Origin of the sequence: Pseudaquabacterium inlustre, from assembly GCF_038066595.1 — a bacterium.
GTDB classification, from domain to species: Bacteria; Pseudomonadota; Gammaproteobacteria; order Burkholderiales; family Burkholderiaceae_C; genus Pseudaquabacterium; species Pseudaquabacterium inlustre.
The window spans coordinates 339,676-355,438 of record NZ_JBBUTH010000009.1 but is presented as its reverse complement, the minus strand read 5'-3'; the positions used below and the strand labels follow the sequence as shown (position 1 = coordinate 355,438).

At 71.0% G+C, this 15,763-nt stretch carries 12 protein-coding genes; 10 read left to right on the top strand and 2 right to left on the bottom strand.

The annotated features are described in order from the left end of the window. Positions 1-156 precede the first annotated feature (156 nt). The 10 genes from urtB (at position 157) to AACH10_RS18985 (ending at position 12,983) form a co-directional block, all read left to right on the top strand. Positions 157-1,740, top strand: coding sequence for an urea ABC transporter permease subunit UrtB (urtB, locus tag AACH10_RS19030; RefSeq protein WP_341412064.1), 1,584 nt, complete (start codon positions 157-159; stop codon positions 1,738-1,740). 19 nt (positions 1,741-1,759) lie between these two features. Continuing rightward, positions 1,760-2,881 carry an urea ABC transporter permease subunit UrtC gene (gene urtC / locus AACH10_RS19025; RefSeq protein ID WP_341412063.1) on the top strand — a complete coding sequence of 374 codons (1,122 nt, stop codon included), beginning with the start codon at positions 1,760-1,762 and terminating at the stop codon, positions 2,879-2,881. Then, entirely contained in the window at positions 2,878-3,768 is an 891-nt protein-coding gene (urtD, locus tag AACH10_RS19020; RefSeq protein ID WP_341412062.1) for an urea ABC transporter ATP-binding protein UrtD, read from the top strand. The genes urtC and urtD overlap by 4 nt, the downstream gene beginning before the upstream one ends. Positions 3,769-4,101: 333 nt before the next feature. Beyond that, the gene (gene urtE, locus AACH10_RS19015) at positions 4,102-4,794 is read left to right on the top strand and encodes an urea ABC transporter ATP-binding subunit UrtE (protein WP_341412061.1); all 693 of its coding nucleotides are present in this window, start codon (positions 4,102-4,104) and stop codon (positions 4,792-4,794) included. A 31-nt stretch (positions 4,795-4,825) separates the two neighbouring features. Beyond that, positions 4,826-5,782: a prenyltransferase gene (locus AACH10_RS19010; RefSeq protein ID WP_341412060.1), complete on the top strand. Its 957-nt coding sequence runs from the start codon at positions 4,826-4,828 to the stop codon at positions 5,780-5,782. 175 nt (positions 5,783-5,957) lie between these two features. Then, positions 5,958-7,739 (top strand): S8 family peptidase, encoded by a 1,782-nt coding sequence (locus AACH10_RS19005; protein ID WP_341412059.1) that lies wholly within the window; start codon positions 5,958-5,960, stop codon positions 7,737-7,739. Between the two features lie 104 nt (positions 7,740-7,843). After that, positions 7,844-8,512 carry a glutathione S-transferase gene (locus AACH10_RS19000; protein WP_341412058.1) on the top strand — a complete coding sequence of 223 codons (669 nt, stop codon included), beginning with the start codon at positions 7,844-7,846 and terminating at the stop codon, positions 8,510-8,512. Between the two features lie 204 nt (positions 8,513-8,716). Further along, complete coding sequence (locus AACH10_RS18995) at positions 8,717-10,930, top strand: PAS domain-containing sensor histidine kinase (RefSeq protein ID WP_341412057.1); 2,214 nt, start codon at positions 8,717-8,719, stop codon at positions 10,928-10,930. Continuing rightward, positions 10,927-11,349, top strand: coding sequence for a response regulator (locus tag AACH10_RS18990; protein ID WP_341412056.1), 423 nt, complete (start codon positions 10,927-10,929; stop codon positions 11,347-11,349). The genes AACH10_RS18995 and AACH10_RS18990 overlap by 4 nt, the downstream gene beginning before the upstream one ends. 56 nt (positions 11,350-11,405) lie before the next feature. Next, positions 11,406-12,983 (top strand): sensor histidine kinase, encoded by a 1,578-nt coding sequence (locus AACH10_RS18985; protein ID WP_341412055.1) that lies wholly within the window; start codon positions 11,406-11,408, stop codon positions 12,981-12,983. On the opposite strand, the gene AACH10_RS18980 is transcribed toward AACH10_RS18985, so the two are convergent. Next, positions 12,952-15,117: a prolyl oligopeptidase family serine peptidase gene (locus tag AACH10_RS18980; protein WP_423228627.1), complete on the bottom strand. Its 2,166-nt coding sequence runs from the start codon at positions 15,115-15,117 to the stop codon at positions 12,952-12,954. The genes AACH10_RS18985 and AACH10_RS18980 overlap by 32 nt on opposite strands. 26 nt (positions 15,118-15,143) lie before the next feature. Beyond that, entirely contained in the window at positions 15,144-15,704 is a 561-nt protein-coding gene (locus AACH10_RS18975) for a YaeQ family protein (protein ID WP_341412054.1), read from the bottom strand. Positions 15,705-15,763: the final 59 nt, after the last annotated feature.

The window sequence follows — 15,763 nt, the reverse complement described above, 5'->3', positions numbered from 1 at the left end:
CTGGCGCCGGCCCCCAAGGGGCTGACCAGACAGGACCGGGCAACCCGGATCCTGTCTGGCGGCTCCGTTCGACATCCCGCTCCCCTGGCCGCTGGCGCGGCCTGTCCCCTGCCGGGGACGAATTCAGGCGCGCCTGGCCGCCGTGGATGGAACCCGATGCGAATTCGCAGTTTGTTGACCTGGTTGCCGCTGCTGATGGGCTTGCTCTCACCCGCAGCGTTTGCATTGACGCCCGAGCAGGCGGGCAAGATCGCCGCGGGTGATTCGGATGAACGCATTGCCGCGCTGAACGAGCGTGTGGCCGCGGGTGACGCGGCGCTGGTGCCCTTTGTGCAGGCGATGCTGGACGATGCGGTGAAGACCGCCGGTGGCAAGGCCTTCATCGTCAAGGACGGCAAGGCGGTCGAGGCGGCCACGGGCGTTGCTGCGGTGCTGCCGGCCGATGCCGAGGATGTCGTCAACAACAACCGCATGCGCCGTGAGCTGGACGGCGCGCTGGCCGCGCTGGGCCTGTTCGCGCCCGATCTGGCGCTGCGCACCAAGGCCATCGCCGACCTCAAGGAATCGGCCGACGAGGCCAAGCTGCCGCTGATCGAGAAGGCGCTGGCCGCCGAGACCGATGCGGGGCTGAAAGCCAAGCTGTCGCTGCTGCGCGCCACGGTGCTGATCGGCGCCGAAGACCCGGCCAAGCGCATTGCCGCGGCCCAGGCCCTGGCCGCCAGCACCGACCCCAACACCCGCTCGCTGCTGCTGGAGCAGGCGAACAAGGAGGCCGACCCCAAGGTCAAGGCCGCCATCACCACCGCACTCGACCAGGTGCAGGGCAGCCTGGCCTGGGGCGAGCGCCTGGGCGTGCTGTTCACCGGCGCCAGCTTAGGCAGCATCCTGCTGCTGGTGGCGCTGGGTCTCGCCATCACCTACGGCCTGATGGGCGTGATCAACATGGCCCACGGCGAGCTGATGATGATCGGCGCCTACGCCACCTACGTGGTGCAGAACCTGTTCCGCGCGCACCTGCCGGGCCTGTTCGATGCTTACATCGTGGTGGCCATTCCGGTGGCCTTTCTGACCAGCGCGCTGGTGGGCGCGGTGCTCGAGCGCACGGTGATCCGCTGGCTGTATGGCCGCCCGCTGGAAACGCTGCTGGCCACCTGGGGCATCAGCCTGGTGCTGATGCAGGGCGTGCGCAGCCTGTTCGGCGCGCAGAACGTGGCGGTGGAGAACCCCGGCTTCCTGTCGGGTGGCGTGCAGGTGCTGCCCAACCTGGTGCTGCCGTACAACCGCATCGCCATCATCGTGTTCGCGGCCCTGGTGCTGCTGGGCATGGCGGCACTCATCGGCAAGACGCGCCTGGGCCTGTTCGTGCGCGGCGTCACGCAGAACCGGCGCATGGCCAGTTGCGTGGGCGTGGACACGGCCCGCGTGGACACGATGGCCTTTGCACTCGGTGCCGGCATCGCCGGCCTGGCCGGCTGTGCGCTCAGCCAGGTGGGCAATGTGGGCCCCGACCTGGGCCAGAGCTACATCGTCGACTCGTTCATGGTGGTGGTGCTGGGCGGCGTGGGCCAACTCACCGGCACGGTGATTGCCGCACTCGGCCTGGGCGTGCTGTCCAAGCTGCTGGAGGGCTGGGCCGGCGCGGTGCTGGCCAAGATCATGGTGCTGGTGTTCATCGTGGTCTTCATCCAGAAGCGACCGCAAGGCCTGTTTGCGATGAAGGGCCGCAGTGCGGAGGCATGACCCCATGAACACGACGACGATGACTTCTCCCAACGTGGCGCAGGTCGGCCTGGTGCAAAAGCGCGGCCTGCTGCTGGGCCTGCGCGGCTGGACCGTGGTGGCCGCCGCCGTGGCGCTGTTCGCGGTGCTGGTGCCGATGCTGAACCTGATGGTGCCCGAGGGCAGTGCGCTGCATGTCAGCGACTACGCGGTCAGCCTGGCCGGCAAGATCCTGTGCTACGCCATCTGCGCGCTGGCCATGGACCTGATCTGGGGCTACACCGGCATCCTGAGCCTGGGCCACGGCCTGTTCTTCGCGCTCGGCGGCTACGGCATGGGCATGTACCTGATGCGCCAGATCGGCCGCGACGGGCAGTACAAGTCCGACATGCCCGACTTCATGGTGTTCCTGAACTGGAAGACCTTTCCGTGGCAGTGGGCGGTGAGCGACAGCTTTGCCGCGCAGATGCTGCTGGTGGTGCTGGTGCCCGGCCTGCTGGCCTTCGTGTTCGGCTGGTTCGCGTTCCGCTCGCGCATCAAGGGCGTGTACTTCAGCATCATCACGCAGGCCATGACTTTCGCGGCCATGCTGCTGTTCTTCCGCAACGAGACCGGCTTCGGCGGCAACAACGGCTTCACCGACTTCAAGCGCATCCTGGGCGTGCCGATTGCCACGGCGCAGATGCGGGTGTTCCTGTTCGCGCTGACCGGCGTCACGCTGGTGGGCTTCTACCTGATGGCCCGCGCCATCGTGAACAGCAAGTACGGCCGCGTGCTGCAGGCCATCCGCGATGCCGAGAGCCGCGTGATGTTCACCGGCTACAACCCGCTGGCCTACAAGCTCAGCATCTGGACGCTCAGCGCCGTGATGTGCGCCATCGCCGGCGCGCTGTACGTGCCGCAGGTGGGCATCATCAACCCCGGCGAGATGAGCCCGGCGGCCTCGATCGAGATCGCGATCTGGACAGCGGTGGGCGGCCGCGCCACGCTGATCGGGCCGATCATCGGCGCGTTCTTCGTCAACGGCGCCAAGAGCTGGTTCACGGTGGCCTTTCCGGAGTACTGGCTGTACTTCCTGGGTGCGCTGTTCATCGCGGTGACGCTGTGGTTGCCGAACGGCATCGTGGGCCTGTTCAAGAAGGTCGCGGAGAAGAAGCAATGACCCCGGACCTGATGGAAGAGGGCGCCAAGCGGCGCGAGGCCTACGAGGCGAAGAAGGCGGCCAGCGCCGGCCGCACCGAAAGCGGCGGGCGCAGCGCCAGCTACGGCCGCATCGCGCGCATCGGCCAGCCTGATTTCGCGCATGGCGTGGCGCTGTACCTGGACGACATCACGGTCAGCTTCGACGGCTTTCGCGCGCTGAACAAGTTGAGCCTGACGGTCAATGTGGGCGAACTGCGCTGCATCATCGGCCCCAACGGCGCGGGCAAGACGACGATGATGGACTGCATCACTGGCAAGACCCGGCCCGACAGCGGCAAGGCCTTCTTCGGCAGCACCATCGACCTGCTGCGCCTGACCGAGCCCGAGATCGCGCAGGTGGGCATTGGCCGCAAGTTCCAGAAGCCCACGGTGTACGAGGAGCTCTCGGTGTTCGAGAACCTCGAGCTGGCGCTGTCGGGCGACCGGCGCGTGAAGGCCTCGCTGTTCTCGCGCCTGAGCGGCCCGCAGTTGGACCGCATCGGCGAGGTGCTGACCACCATCCACCTGAAGCCCGAGGCCCAGCGCCAGGCCGGCCTGCTGAGCCATGGCCAGAAGCAGTGGCTGGAGATCGGCATGCTGCTGATGCAGGACCCGGCGCTGCTGCTGCTGGACGAGCCGGTGGCCGGCATGACCGACGAGGAAACCGAGCGCACGGCGGAGCTGTTCCTGTCGTTGGAAGGCAAGCACTCGCTGGTGGTGGTGGAGCACGACATGAAGTTCGTGGACCAGCTCACCGAGGGCCGCAAGAAGGTGACGGTGCTGCACGAAGGTTCGGTGCTGGCGGAGGGCTTGCTCTCCGAGGTGCAAGCCAACGAGAAGGTGGTTGAGGTTTACCTTGGGCGTTGAGTGCTTTCTCTTCTCGCGACTACCTGCGCGCCTGCATTCGGTTACCGCGCGTGGCCAAGGCCAGCGGGTACCCGGTTCCCTCCATGTCCCCCGGCCCTTCGGGCCTCCTCCTTTACTTGCGGGAACCAGGCACCCACTGTCCTTGTCCCGAAGCACTGCTGGCGTGCGGAGGTCTTTCTTCGCATGCCAAGGTGGTGCTGGGGCGATGACGGTGGGTGCCCGCCTGACGCAGGTAAAGGAGGAGGGCCGCAGGCCCGGGGGACACGGAGTCAGGCGGGTACCCGCCGGCATCGACCTCGCGCGGACGAAGCACGCAAAGAGAGAAGGCAAGCCATGCTGAAAGTCGAAGGCATCAACCAGTACTACGGCGGCAGTCACATCCTGCGCAATGTGGGCTTCGAGGCCAAGCTGGGTGAAGTGACCGTGGTGCTGGGCCGCAACGGGGTGGGCAAGACCACGCTGCTGAAAAGCCTGATGGGCGTGGTACCGGTGAAGACCGGCACGGTGCAGCTGGATGGGCAGGACATCACCAAGGCCACGCCGTATCAAAGGGTCAGGCAAGGCATCGGCTACGTGCCGCAAGGCCGCGAGATCTTCGGCCGCCTCACGGTGGAAGAGAACCTGCGCATGGGCCTGGCCACCAAGCCCGGTGGCACCCCCATCCCGGCCGAACTGTTCGAGCTGTTCCCCATCCTCAAGCAGTTCCTGCACCGCCGCGGCGGCGACCTGTCGGGTGGCCAGCAACAGCAGCTGGCCATTGCCCGCGCGCTGGCCTTTGGCCCCAAGCTGCTGATGCTGGATGAGCCCACCGAAGGCATCCAGCCCAGCATCATCAAGGACATCGGCCGCGTCATCCGCATGCTGGCCGATCGCAAGACCATGGCCATCGTGCTGGTCGAGCAGTACTACGACTTTGCCGCCGAACTGGCCGACCAGTACATCGTGATGGAGCGCGGCGAGATCATCGCCCGCGGCCGCGGCGCCGACATGGAACGCGACGGCGTGCGCGAACGCGTGGCCATCTGACCCCACCGGCCGCGGTGATACGCTGGCCGGTATGAGCACGGCCCCGCTGTTCCCCGCCGGCCTGCCGCCGGCCGCCACGCCACCCTCGCTGCCTGCCACGCTGTGGCGCACCCTGCGCCCGCCGTTCCTGCTGCTCACGCCCGCCTGCGTGAGCGTTGGCCTGGCCAGTGCCTCGCGCCTGCCCGGTGCGGTGATCGATGCGGCCACCCTGGCGCTGGTGCTCGGCGGTGCGGTGGCGGCGCACGCCGGCGTGAACGTGCTCAACGAGTGGCACGACGCGGTCACGGGCCTGGATGAACGCACCCGGCGCACGCCATTCTCGGGCGGCAGCGGCGCACTGCAGGCCCGGCCGGACGCGCGGCCCGCGGCGCTGGCGCTGGGCCTGCTGCTGCTGGCCCTCACCGCGGCGGTGGGCGTGCTGCTGCTGGTTCAAAAGGGCCTGGCGCTGCTGCCGCTGGTGCCGGTGGGCCTGGCCGGCCTGGCGCTGGTGCTGGCCTACACGCCATGGATCACCCGCCGCCCGCTGCTGTGCCTGCTGGCGCCGGGGCTGGGCCTGGGGCCGTTGATGGTGCTGGGCACCCAGCTGGCGCTCACCGGCCGGCACAGCGCCACCGCCTGGGTGGCATCGCTGGTGCCGGGCCTGCTGGCCAGTGGCCTGCTGCTCCTGAACCAGTTTCCCGACGTGGCGGCCGACCGCGCCGCCGGCCGCCGTCATCTGCCGCTGCTGTGGGGCCGGCCGCGTGCGGCCCGGCTGTTCGCAGGGCTGCTGGGTGGCTGCTTTGCCGTGCTGGCCGCTGGCGTCGGTGTGGGCAGCCTGCCCACGGCGGCGCTGTGGCTGATGCCGGCCCTGCTGCCGGCCGCCTGGGTGGCCACCCAGGCCGTGCGCCATGCCGACGACCTGCCGGCGCTGCTGCCCGCCATGGCGGCCAATGTGGCACTGTGCCTGGGCCTGCCGGCGGCCCTGGCCGTGGCGCTGTGGCGCGGCTGAACGCCCAACGTCAAGCGATGTAAAGCACGGGTCTGTAAAGGTAAAACCCGATCCGGCCCCCTCCTGCGGCACTTCACGGCGCCGAATAATTTGGACGCGGCCGCTTCACGCCGCCCTGGCCAGGTGGCGCTGCGGCGCACCGGGCCGCACCACACACTGCACGAGGGACACCACCATGCACCGTCACATCCGTCCGACCCTGGCCGCCGGCACCCTGGCCCTGTTGCTGATGGCGCCGCTGGCGCAGGCCGCGTCGGCGGCGCTCGACGGCAGCGGCCGCGCCGACGCCGCCGCGGCCACCGACCGCATGATCATCAAGTACCGCAACGGCAGCGCGGCCGCCAGCACGCCCAGCCTCAGCACCATGAGCAGCGCGCACGCAGTGGTCAACAGCGCCGGCGCGCAGATGACGCGGCTGCGCAGCAACGGCCTGGCGGCGCATGTGATGGCGCTGGACCGCAGCCTGAGCACCGACACCGTGCGCGCGCTGGCCCAGGAGATCATGCGCCGCGACAGCAATGTCGAGTACGCCGAACCCGACCTGCGCATGCAGATCCAGCTGGTGCCCAACGATCCCAGCTACCTGAGCCAGTGGCACTACAGCGAGGCCACCGCCGGGCTGAACCTGCCCACGGCCTGGAGCACCAGCACCGGCAGCGGCGTGGTGGTGGCGGTGGTAGATACCGGCTACCGGCCACATGCCGACCTGGCCACCAACATCCTGGCCGGCTACGACTTCGTCAGCACCACGGCCGTGGGCAACGATGGCGATGGCCGCGATGCCAGCGCGCTGGATCCGGGCGACGGCGTGGCGGCCGGCGAGTGCGGCACCGGCACCAGCGCGCAGGCCAGCAGCTGGCACGGCACCCACGTGGCCGGCACCATCGCCGCGCTGACCAACAACGCCACCGGTGTGGCTGGCGTGGCCTTCGGTGCCAAGGTGCTGCCGGTGCGCGTGCTGGGCAAGTGCGGCGGCTACACCTCCGACATCGCCGACGGGCTGCTGTGGGCGGCCGGTGGCACGGTCAACGGCGTGCCGTCCAACACCACGCCGGCGCGGGTGATCAATTTGTCGCTGGGCGGCAGCGGCAGCTGCGGCACCACGATGCAGAACGCCATCAACGGTGCGCGCGCCAAGGGCGCCGTGGTGGTGGTGGCCGCCGGCAACTCGGCCGGCAGCGCCCTGAGCGCCACGCCGGCCAACTGCCACGGCGTGACCACGGTGGCCGCGGCCAACCGCAGCGGCGGCCGGGCCTACTACAGCAACTACGGCGCCAACGTCGATGTGGCGGCGCCGGGCGGCGACATGCGCTCGGCCGCCACCAACGGCATCCTGTCCACGCTGAACACCGGCACCGGTGCGCCGGGCGCCGACAGCTATGCCTGGTACCAGGGCACCTCGATGGCCACGCCGCACGTGGCCGGCGTGGCCGCGCTGATGATCGCGCGCAACCCGGCGCTCACCGTGGAGCAGACCGAGAGCCTGCTGCGCAGCAGCGTGCGCAGCTTCCCGGCCAGCTGCTCGGGCTGCGGCACCGGCCTGCTGGACGCCACGCTGGCCGTCACCGCGGCGGGCGCCGCCACGGTGCCCGCCGTCGCTGCAGTGGCCGAGGTGGAGCCCAACGGCACCGTGGCCGCGGCACAGGCCGTGTCGGCCGCCGTGGCCGTGGTCAGCGGCAGCCTCAGCGCCAGCAGCGACCTGGATCTGTACCGCGTCACGCTGCCGGTGGGCAAGACGCTCACCGCGCGCCTGACGCCGGCCGCCACCGCCAACCACAACCTGGTGCTCTACAACAGCGCCGGCAGCGCCCTGGTCAGCAGCAGCAACAGCGGCCTGGGTGCGGTGGACAGCGTGGTCTACAGCAACAACGGCACGGCCACCGCCACCTACCTGGTGGGCGTGCGCTATGGCAGCGGCGCCACGGCGGCCAGCTACACGCTGCAGCTCAGCCAGTGACGCCGCGCGCGCCGGCGCGCCGATGACCCGACGCGGGCAGCGGGCGGCGGGCGGTGGGCACAATCCGCGTCCCCATCCCCACCGCCTGCCACAGGCCCGCGCCGATGATCGTCGTCCACCACCTGAACAACTCGCGTTCGCAGCGCGTGCTCTGGCTGCTTGAAGAGCTGGGCGTGCCCTACGAGATCCGGCACCACCAGCGCAATGCGCAGACCATGCTGGCCCCGCCCGAGCTGCTGCAGGTGCATCCGCTGGGCAAGTCGCCGGTGATCCAGGACGGCGACGCCACGGTGGCCGAGACCGGCGCCATCGTCGAGTACCTGCTCGAGCGCCATGGCCAGGGCCGCCTGCTGCCGGCCGCCGGCAGCGCCGAGGCGCTGCGCTACCGCTACTGGCTGCACTTCGCCGAGGGCTCGGCCATGCCGCCGCTGCTGCTCACGCTGATCTTCGACCGCGTGGCCAACGCGCCCATGCCCTTCTTCGTCAAGCCGATCGCGCGCGGCATCGCGGCCAAGGTGATGGACACGCTGGTGCGGCCCAACCTGAAGCGCCAGCTCGATTTCATGGAGGCCGAACTGGGCCGCAGCGCCTGGTTCGCCGGCGATGAGCTCACGGGCGCCGACATCATGATGAGCTTTCCGCTGGAGGCCGCGGCCCAGCGCGCCGGGCTGGACGCGTCGCGCCCGCGCCTGCATGCCTTCCTGCAGCGCATCCATGCGCGTCCGGCCTACCAGCGCGCGCTGCAGCGCGGCGGCCCTTACGCCTTCGCCTGAACGACGGACCCACCCGGTGGCGTCCGCGTCCGCCGTCGCTTAGCATCAGCGGCTGGGGGTGTGGCGCGGTCCGGTGCGGGCCGTGGGGAGTGCCCTCCAAAAGCAGGTGAGGGGGCAAGGCAGGTGGAGGAGTTGGCGGCACCTCGTCCGGTGGCGGGCGTCGTGCGATCACCGGAGGCGGCTGATACCTGCGGCCTGTCGCGCGTGCGACAGCGTCTGCGCTGGGCCGGCGCCGGCTTGCTGCTGCTCACGGTGCTGGCCGCCGCAGCGACCACGCGCGCGCCGGCGTTGAACCCCATGCTGCTGTGGCTGCCGGTGGGGCTGGCCTGGACGGCGGGCCTGTGGTGGCTGGACGCCGCGCTGCGCGCCGCCGATGCGCAAGGCCAGGCCCTGGCGCGGCGCGAGGCGCAGATGCGCACGCTGGCCGACAACCTGCCCGACACGGTGGCCCGGGTCGACCGGCAGTCGCGCTACCTCTACGTCAACGCGGCCGTGCGCCAGGCCGCAGGGCTGGCGCCGGGTGCCTTCCTCGGCCGCACCAATGCCGAGCTGGGCATGCCGGCCACCGTGGTCGAGACCTGGGACCGCCTGTTCGCGCAGGTGTTCGCCGGCGGCAGCGCGCAGCGGGTGCAGTTCGACTTTCCCGGCCCGCAGGGCCTGCGCACCTGGGAGTCGCTGGTGGTGCCCGAGGCGGGGGACGGCGGACAGGCCGGCGAGGTCGGCTCGGTGCTGGTGATCAGCCGCGACATCACCGAGCGTCGCCGGCTGCTCGACGCGCTGCGCGCCAGCGAGCAGCGCCTGGCCTACCTGCTCGACCAGACGCCGGCCGTCATCTACAGCGCACGCTCCAGCGGCAACTTCGCAGCCACCTTCTATTCGGCCAACATCGAGCCCTTGCTGGGCTACCGGCCCCAGGACTTTCTGGCCGATGCGGACTTCTGGCTCGACCGCGTGCACCCCGAGGACCAGCCGGCCGTCACCGCCGCGCTGGACAGCCTGACGCTGGCCACCGGCGCGGCGGTCGTGGAGTACCGCTTCCGCCACCGCGACGGGCGCTGGCGCTGGCTGCGCGACGAGTTCCGCCGCGTCGAGGTGCCCGCCGGCGAGGCCGAGCTGGTCGGCAGCCTGATCGACATCACCGACCGCCGCCATGCCGAGGACGAGGTGCGCCGTCTGGCCGCCGAGCTCGAGGTCCGCGTGGCCGAGCGCACCGCGCAGCTGCAGACCAGCGAGCAGCGCTACCGTCGCATCTTCGACGCGGTGCCGGTGGCCATCCACGAGCAGGACTGGACCGATGCCCGCCGCCTGCTGAACGCGCTGCGCGAGGAGGGCGTGGAAGACCTCGGCGCCCACCTGGCGCAGCACCCGGAGTTTCTGCGCCAGTGCCTGCGCGCGGTGCGGGTGCTGAAGGTCAACTGCAAGGCGGCCGAACTGCGCGGCGTGGTGCTGGCCGAGGGACAGCCGCGCACGCTGGAAGCGGTGTTCGACACGCCGGAGGGCGCGGGCGACTTCGTCGGCGAGCTGCAGGCGCTGTGGCAGGGGCAGCGCCTGTACACCTGGCAGCGCCGCCAGACCCTGCCCGACGGCCGGCCGCTGAACCTGCTGCTGTCGATGTCGCTGCCCGCGCTGGACGAGAGCACCGACGGCACGGCCCTGGTGTGCTTCATCGACCTCACCGAGATCGACCGGCTGCATGCCGAGCTGGATGCCACGCTGGCCAGCGTGCGCCGTGTCAACCGCGAGCTGGAGACCTTCACCTACTCGGTCTCGCACGACCTGAAGGCGCCGCTGCGCGGCATCGACGGCTACGGGCGGCTGCTGCTGCGTGACCACGCGTCCCGGCTCGACGCCGAGGGCCGGCAGTTCCTCACCCACATCCGCACCGCCACCCAGCACATGGGCCAGCTGATCGACGACCTGCTGGCGTTCTCGCGGCTCGAGCGGCGCGGCATGGCCCTGGCCGACCTGCCGCTGGCGCCGCTGGTGCACGGCGTGGTGCAGGCGCTGCCCGATTCGCCGGCGCTGCGCACGGCCCGCATCACCTTGGCGGTGCCTGCCAGCCTGCAGGCGCGGGCCGATGCCCAGGGCCTGCAGATGGCGCTGCGCAACCTGCTGGACAACGCGCTGAAGTTCGGCCGCCCCGGTGTGCCGCTGGCCATCGAGCTCGGGGGGAGCGCGCAGGCCGACGGTCGAGTAACACTGTGGGTGCGCGACAATGGCATCGGTTTCGACATGCGCTTCGCCACACGCATCTTCGAGATCTTCCAGCGCCTGCACCGCGCCGAGGACTACCCCGGCACCGGCGTCGGCCTGGCCATCGTGCGCAAGGCCATGGAGCGCATGGGCGGCACGGTGCGTGCCGACAGCCGCCCGGGCGAAGGCGCGATCTTCCGGCTCGAGCTTCCAGGATCCCCATGAACACCGACAAGCCCATCCTGCTGGTCGAAGACAACCCGATGGACGTCGACCTGACGCTGCGCGCCTTCAAGCGCCGCAAGGTCACCAACCCGGTGCTGGTGGCCCGCGACGGCGAGGAGGCGCTGGCCTGGATTCCGCGCTGGGAGGCCGGCGAGCCGCGCCCGCTGGTGGTGCTGCTCGATCTGAAGCTGCCGCGCGTCGATGGCCTGGAGGTGCTGCAGGCCTACAAGAGCCATCCCACGCTGCGCGCCGTGCCCGTGGTGGTGCTGACCACCTCGGCCGAGCATGGCGACGTGCAGGCCGCCTACCAGCTGGGCGCCAACTCCTACATCGTCAAGCCGGTGGAGTTCGAGAAGTTCATGGACGTCACCGAACAGCTCGACGTGTACTGGACGCTGGTCAACCAGCCCCCGGTCTGAGGCCGGGCCACCGGCATCGTCCACCCGCCTGTCAACCCGCACGGAGCGGTTCGCCCATGCGCATCCTGCTGCTCGAGGACAACGCCCACGATGCCGACCTGATCGGCCGTGCGCTGGTCGAGGCCGGCCTGGTCGACAGCCAGCGCGAGGGCCTGAACGTGGCCGGCACGCTGGCCGAGGCACAGGCGCTGCTGGACGGCCCGGTGGTCTTCGATCTGCTGCTGGCCGATCTGCAGCTGCCCGACGGCCACGGCCTCGACCTGGTGCTGGCGCTGCGGGCCCAGGCGCGGGCGATCACCATCGTCGCGCTGACCGGTCAGGGCGACGAGGGCGTGGCCATCGCCGCGCTGCGCGCCGGCGCCGACGACTACCTGGTCAAGCGTGCCGAGTTGCAGCCGCAGCTGGGCGCCACGCTGCGTGCCGCCCATGCGCGGCGCGGCCGCGAGCAGCAGCGCCGCGGCCAGGCCCTGCGCGTGCTGTACGTGGAGCCGCATGCGCTGGATGTGGATCTGGCGCGTCGCCACCTTGAACGCCACGCCCCGCACCTGCGCATCGAGGCCGTGCCCGACGCCGCCACGGCACTGGCCCGGCTGCCCGCCGATGCCGGGTCTGCGAGCGACATCGACATCGTGCTGACCGACTTCCGCCTGCCCGGCGACAGCGGCCTGGACCTGCTGAAGGCGCTGCGCGAGGGGCGTGGTCTCGACCTGCCGGTGCTGCTGACCACCGGCCAGGGCAGCGAGGACGTGGCCGCCGAGGCCTTGCGCCTGGGTGCCACCGACTACCTGCCCAAGCATGCGCACTTCCTGGCCGTGCTGCCGGTGGCGCTCGAGAACGCCTGGCACCGCGTGCAGGCCGCGCGCGAGCAGGCCGCCCTGCAGCGCCTGAATGCCGAGCTGGAGCAACGCGTGGCCGAACGCACCCGGGCCCTGGAGACCAGCAACCGCGAACTCGACGCCTTCGCGTACTCGGTGTCGCACGACCTGCGTGCCCCTTTGCGCTCGATCGACGGGCTGTCCTCGCTGCTGCTGCGCGACCATGTGGCCGGCATCGACGACGACGGCCGCCACATGCTGCAGCTGCTGCGCGACAGCGCGCAGCGCATGGACCGGCTGATCCGCGACCTGCTGAGCTTTGCGCGCAGCGCGCGCGAGCCGCTGGCCCGGCAGCCGGTGCCGGTGCGCGCGCTGGTGCAGTCCTGCCTGGACGAGCATGCACAGGTGCTGGCGCAGCGCGGCGTCACGGTGCAACTGGGCGAGCTGCCCGACTGCGAGGCCGATACCCGGCTGCTGCGCCAGGCCTTCGCCAACCTGATCGACAACGCGCTGAAGTTCACCGCCCGGCAGACGGCCCCCTGGATCGCCGTGCGCGGCTGGCGCGAGGCCTGCGGCGCGGTGGTCTACGAGGTGCGCGACAACGGGGCCGGCTTCGACATGCGCTATGCCGGCAAGCTGTTCGGCGTGTTCCAGCGCCTGCACCGCGCCGACGAGTTCGAGGGCACGGGCGTGGGCCTGGCCATCGTGGCGCGCATCGTCGAGCGGCATGGCGGCCGCATCGCCGCCGAGGCCGCGCCCGGCGAGGGCGCCTGCTTCACGCTGAGCTTCAGCGCGCCAGCTGGCGCCACAGGAAGCTGAACTCCAGCGCCAGCATGTCGGCCCTCTGCGCGTTGTCGGCCGCGCCGCCGTGGCCGCCTTCGATGTTCTCGTAGTACAGCACCGCGTGGCCGCGCTCGGCCATGCGCGCGGCCATCTTGCGGGCATGGCCAGGGTGCACGCGGTCGTCGCGGGTGCTGGTGGTGAACAGCACGCCGGGCAGCGCTTTCGCGCTGGCCGCGGGCACGTTCTGGTAGGGGCTGTAGCGCGAGATCCAGGCCCATTCGGCGGGCTGGTCGGGGTCGCCGTATTCGGCCATCCAGCTGGCACCGGCCAGCAGGCGGTGGTAGCGGCGCATGTCCAGCAGCGGCACCTGGCAGACCACGGCGTTGAACAGCTCGGGCCGCTGCAGCATCACCGCGCCCACCAGCAGGCCGCCGTTGCTGCCGCCCTCGATGCCCAGGTGGCGTGGGCTGGTGATCTTCTGCGCGATCAGGTCCTCGGCCACGGCGGCGAAGTCGTCGTAGCTCTTCTGCTTGTCGGCCTTGACCGCGGCCTGGTGCCAGGCCGGGCCGAACTCGCCGCCGCCGCGGATGTTGGCCACCACCAGCACGCCGCCGTGCGCGTACCAGGCCTGGCCGAAGCCGGCCGAGTACCAGGGCTGCTGCGAGACCTCGAAGCCGCCGTAGCCGTACAGCAGCGTGGGGTTGCGGCCGTCGGCCTTGGCATCGCGGGGCCACACCACGAAGTAGGGCACGCGCGTGCCGTCCTTCGAGGTGGCGAAGCGCTGCTCCACGCGCATGCCTGTGGTGTCGAAGAAGGCCTTGCGCGCCTTCATCGGCTCGCGCGCATCGCGGCCGGTGCGGCCCAGCATCAGCGAGTCGGGCGTCAGGAAGTCGGTGTAGCTCAGCCAGTAGCTTTCGCTGAACGCATCCTGGGCCAGCAGAGGGTCGTGCAGGGCGCTGGCGCTCAGCGTGCCGGGGTAGGGCGTGACCACGTCGCGCTTGACCCAGCGGGCCGATTCGCCCTGGCCGTCGCGCCGCCATTCCTCCAGGCGGCCGGCCACGTTGTCCAGCACGTTGAGCAGCACGTGGCTGCGCGTGGTGCTGTGGCTGGCCAGCGAGCGCGTGGCCGTGGGCTCGAACAGCGCCTGCCAGGCCACCGGGCGGCCCTCGAGCAGCGCCTGCGCATCGCCCACCAGCAGCGCGCCGGCGGGCCAGCGCCGGCCGGCCACCGGCCAGGCGCTGCGCAGCTTCACCAGCGCCAGATCGCGCCAGAAGTCGAGGTCGGCGTCATCGGGCAGGGCGATGCGCGACAGGCTGCCGTCGGCGCGCAGCAGCGATAGCTCGGCGTTGTAGAAGTCGGTGGCGCGCGCGAACACGGTGCGCTCGAAGCCCGGCGTGCGGTCCACCGAGACCGACACGCTCACATCGCTGGCCCGGCCCTCGAACACCACCGGCGCGTCGGCCAGCGGCGTTCCGCGCCGCCAGCGGCGGATCACCCGCGGGTAGCCCGAGTCGGTCAGCGAGCCGGGGCCGAAATCGCTGCCCACGTACAGCGTGTCGGCATCGGCCCAGCTGACCCGGCTCTTGGCCTCGGGCAGCGCGAAGCCGCCTTCCGATGCGGGGACGAAGCGCTTGGCCACGGTGTCGAACTCGCGCACCACGGTGGCATCGGCGCCGCCGCGCGACAGGCTCACCAGGCAGCGGCGGTAGTCGGGCCCCAGGGCCTGGGCGCCGGCCCACACCCAGTTCTCGCCCTCGGCCTTGGCCAGGGCGTCCAGGTCGATCACGGTCTCCCATGCCGGGCTGTCCTTGCGGTACTCCACCAGCGTGCAGCGCCGCCACAGGCCGCGCGGGTGCTGGGCGTCGCGCCAGACGTTGTAGAACCAGTCGCCGCGGCGCGTGACGGCCGGGATGCGGTCACGCGAGTCGAGGATGGCGCGCAGCCCGTCGCGCGTGGCGGCAAAGCGCGGCTGGGCCTCCAGCACGGCGCGGGTGGCGGCATTGCGTTCGCGCACCCAGGCCAGCGCGCGTTCGCCCTGCACGTCTTCCAGCCACAGGTAGGGGTCGTCGGCGGTCGGGGCCGGCAGGGGCGACTGGGCGTCGGCTTCGGTCATCGTCAGTCCCAGGCCGGCCAGAGCCGGCAGCGTGCGAAGGAGTTGGCGGCGGTGCATGGCGTTGCGGTGGGCGGGTGCGGTGCTCAGGCGTCGGCGCCCCACAGCGGCTGCGGCGAGATCTCGACGTTGCGGCTGTCGTCGCTGACGTAGACATGGCCGTCCTGCACCGTGACGGTCAGGCGCATCGCGCGGCTGGCCAGCGCGGCCAGGGCCTGGCTCTGCTCGGCCGGGATCTGCCAGACCTTCAGGTTGCCCAGCCGGGTGATCTTGTTGGCGATGCCGGCAAACCAGATCGGCGTGCTGCTGGCGTAGGCGTAGATGGCCACGCGCTCGGCGCGGCCGCAGGCCTTGGCCAGGCGCCGCTCGTCGGGCTGGCCGACCTCGATCCACTGGATCAGCTGGTCCGACAGGTCCTTCTGCCACAGGTCGGGCTCGTCGGTGTCGGACAGGCCGCGCGCGAACTGCAGCGTGCCGTTCAGGTCGTCGGCCGGCAGGTTCAGTGCAAAGGCCAGCACGCGCACCATCAGGCGCTCTTCGGTCTCGCTGGGGTGCAGGGCCAGGGTCAGCGCATGCTCGCCGTAGACATGGCGGTCCATGTCCGACAGTTGCAGCGTGGCCTTGTAGATCGTGGACTTGAGTGCCATCGGGAGACGGGGCGGGCAGGCGTGGAAAAGGCGCGACTGTGCCACAGTCGACTTAGCAT

Bases quoted from the DNA above. Each gene is read 5' to 3' on its own strand.
- AACH10_RS18985 (WP_341412055.1), top strand. From the start codon at position 11,406: ATGCGCATCCTGCTGCTCGAGGACAACGCCCACGATGCCGACCTGATC.
- urtE (WP_341412061.1), top strand. From the start codon at position 4,102: ATGCTGAAAGTCGAAGGCATCAACCAGTACTACGGCGGCAGTCACATC.
- AACH10_RS19000 (WP_341412058.1), top strand. From the start codon at position 7,844: ATGATCGTCGTCCACCACCTGAACAACTCGCGTTCGCAGCGCGTGCTC.
- AACH10_RS19005 (WP_341412059.1), top strand. From the start codon at position 5,958: ATGCACCGTCACATCCGTCCGACCCTGGCCGCCGGCACCCTGGCCCTG.
- urtC (WP_341412063.1), top strand. From the start codon at position 1,760: ATGACTTCTCCCAACGTGGCGCAGGTCGGCCTGGTGCAAAAGCGCGGC.
- AACH10_RS18975 (WP_341412054.1), bottom strand. From the start codon at position 15,704: ATGGCACTCAAGTCCACGATCTACAAGGCCACGCTGCAACTGTCGGAC.
- AACH10_RS19010 (WP_341412060.1), top strand. From the start codon at position 4,826: ATGAGCACGGCCCCGCTGTTCCCCGCCGGCCTGCCGCCGGCCGCCACG.
- urtB (WP_341412064.1), top strand. From the start codon at position 157: ATGCGAATTCGCAGTTTGTTGACCTGGTTGCCGCTGCTGATGGGCTTG.
- AACH10_RS18980 (WP_423228627.1), bottom strand. From the start codon at position 15,117: ATGCACCGCCGCCAACTCCTTCGCACGCTGCCGGCTCTGGCCGGCCTG.
- AACH10_RS18990 (WP_341412056.1), top strand. From the start codon at position 10,927: ATGAACACCGACAAGCCCATCCTGCTGGTCGAAGACAACCCGATGGAC.
- urtD (WP_341412062.1), top strand. From the start codon at position 2,878: ATGACCCCGGACCTGATGGAAGAGGGCGCCAAGCGGCGCGAGGCCTAC.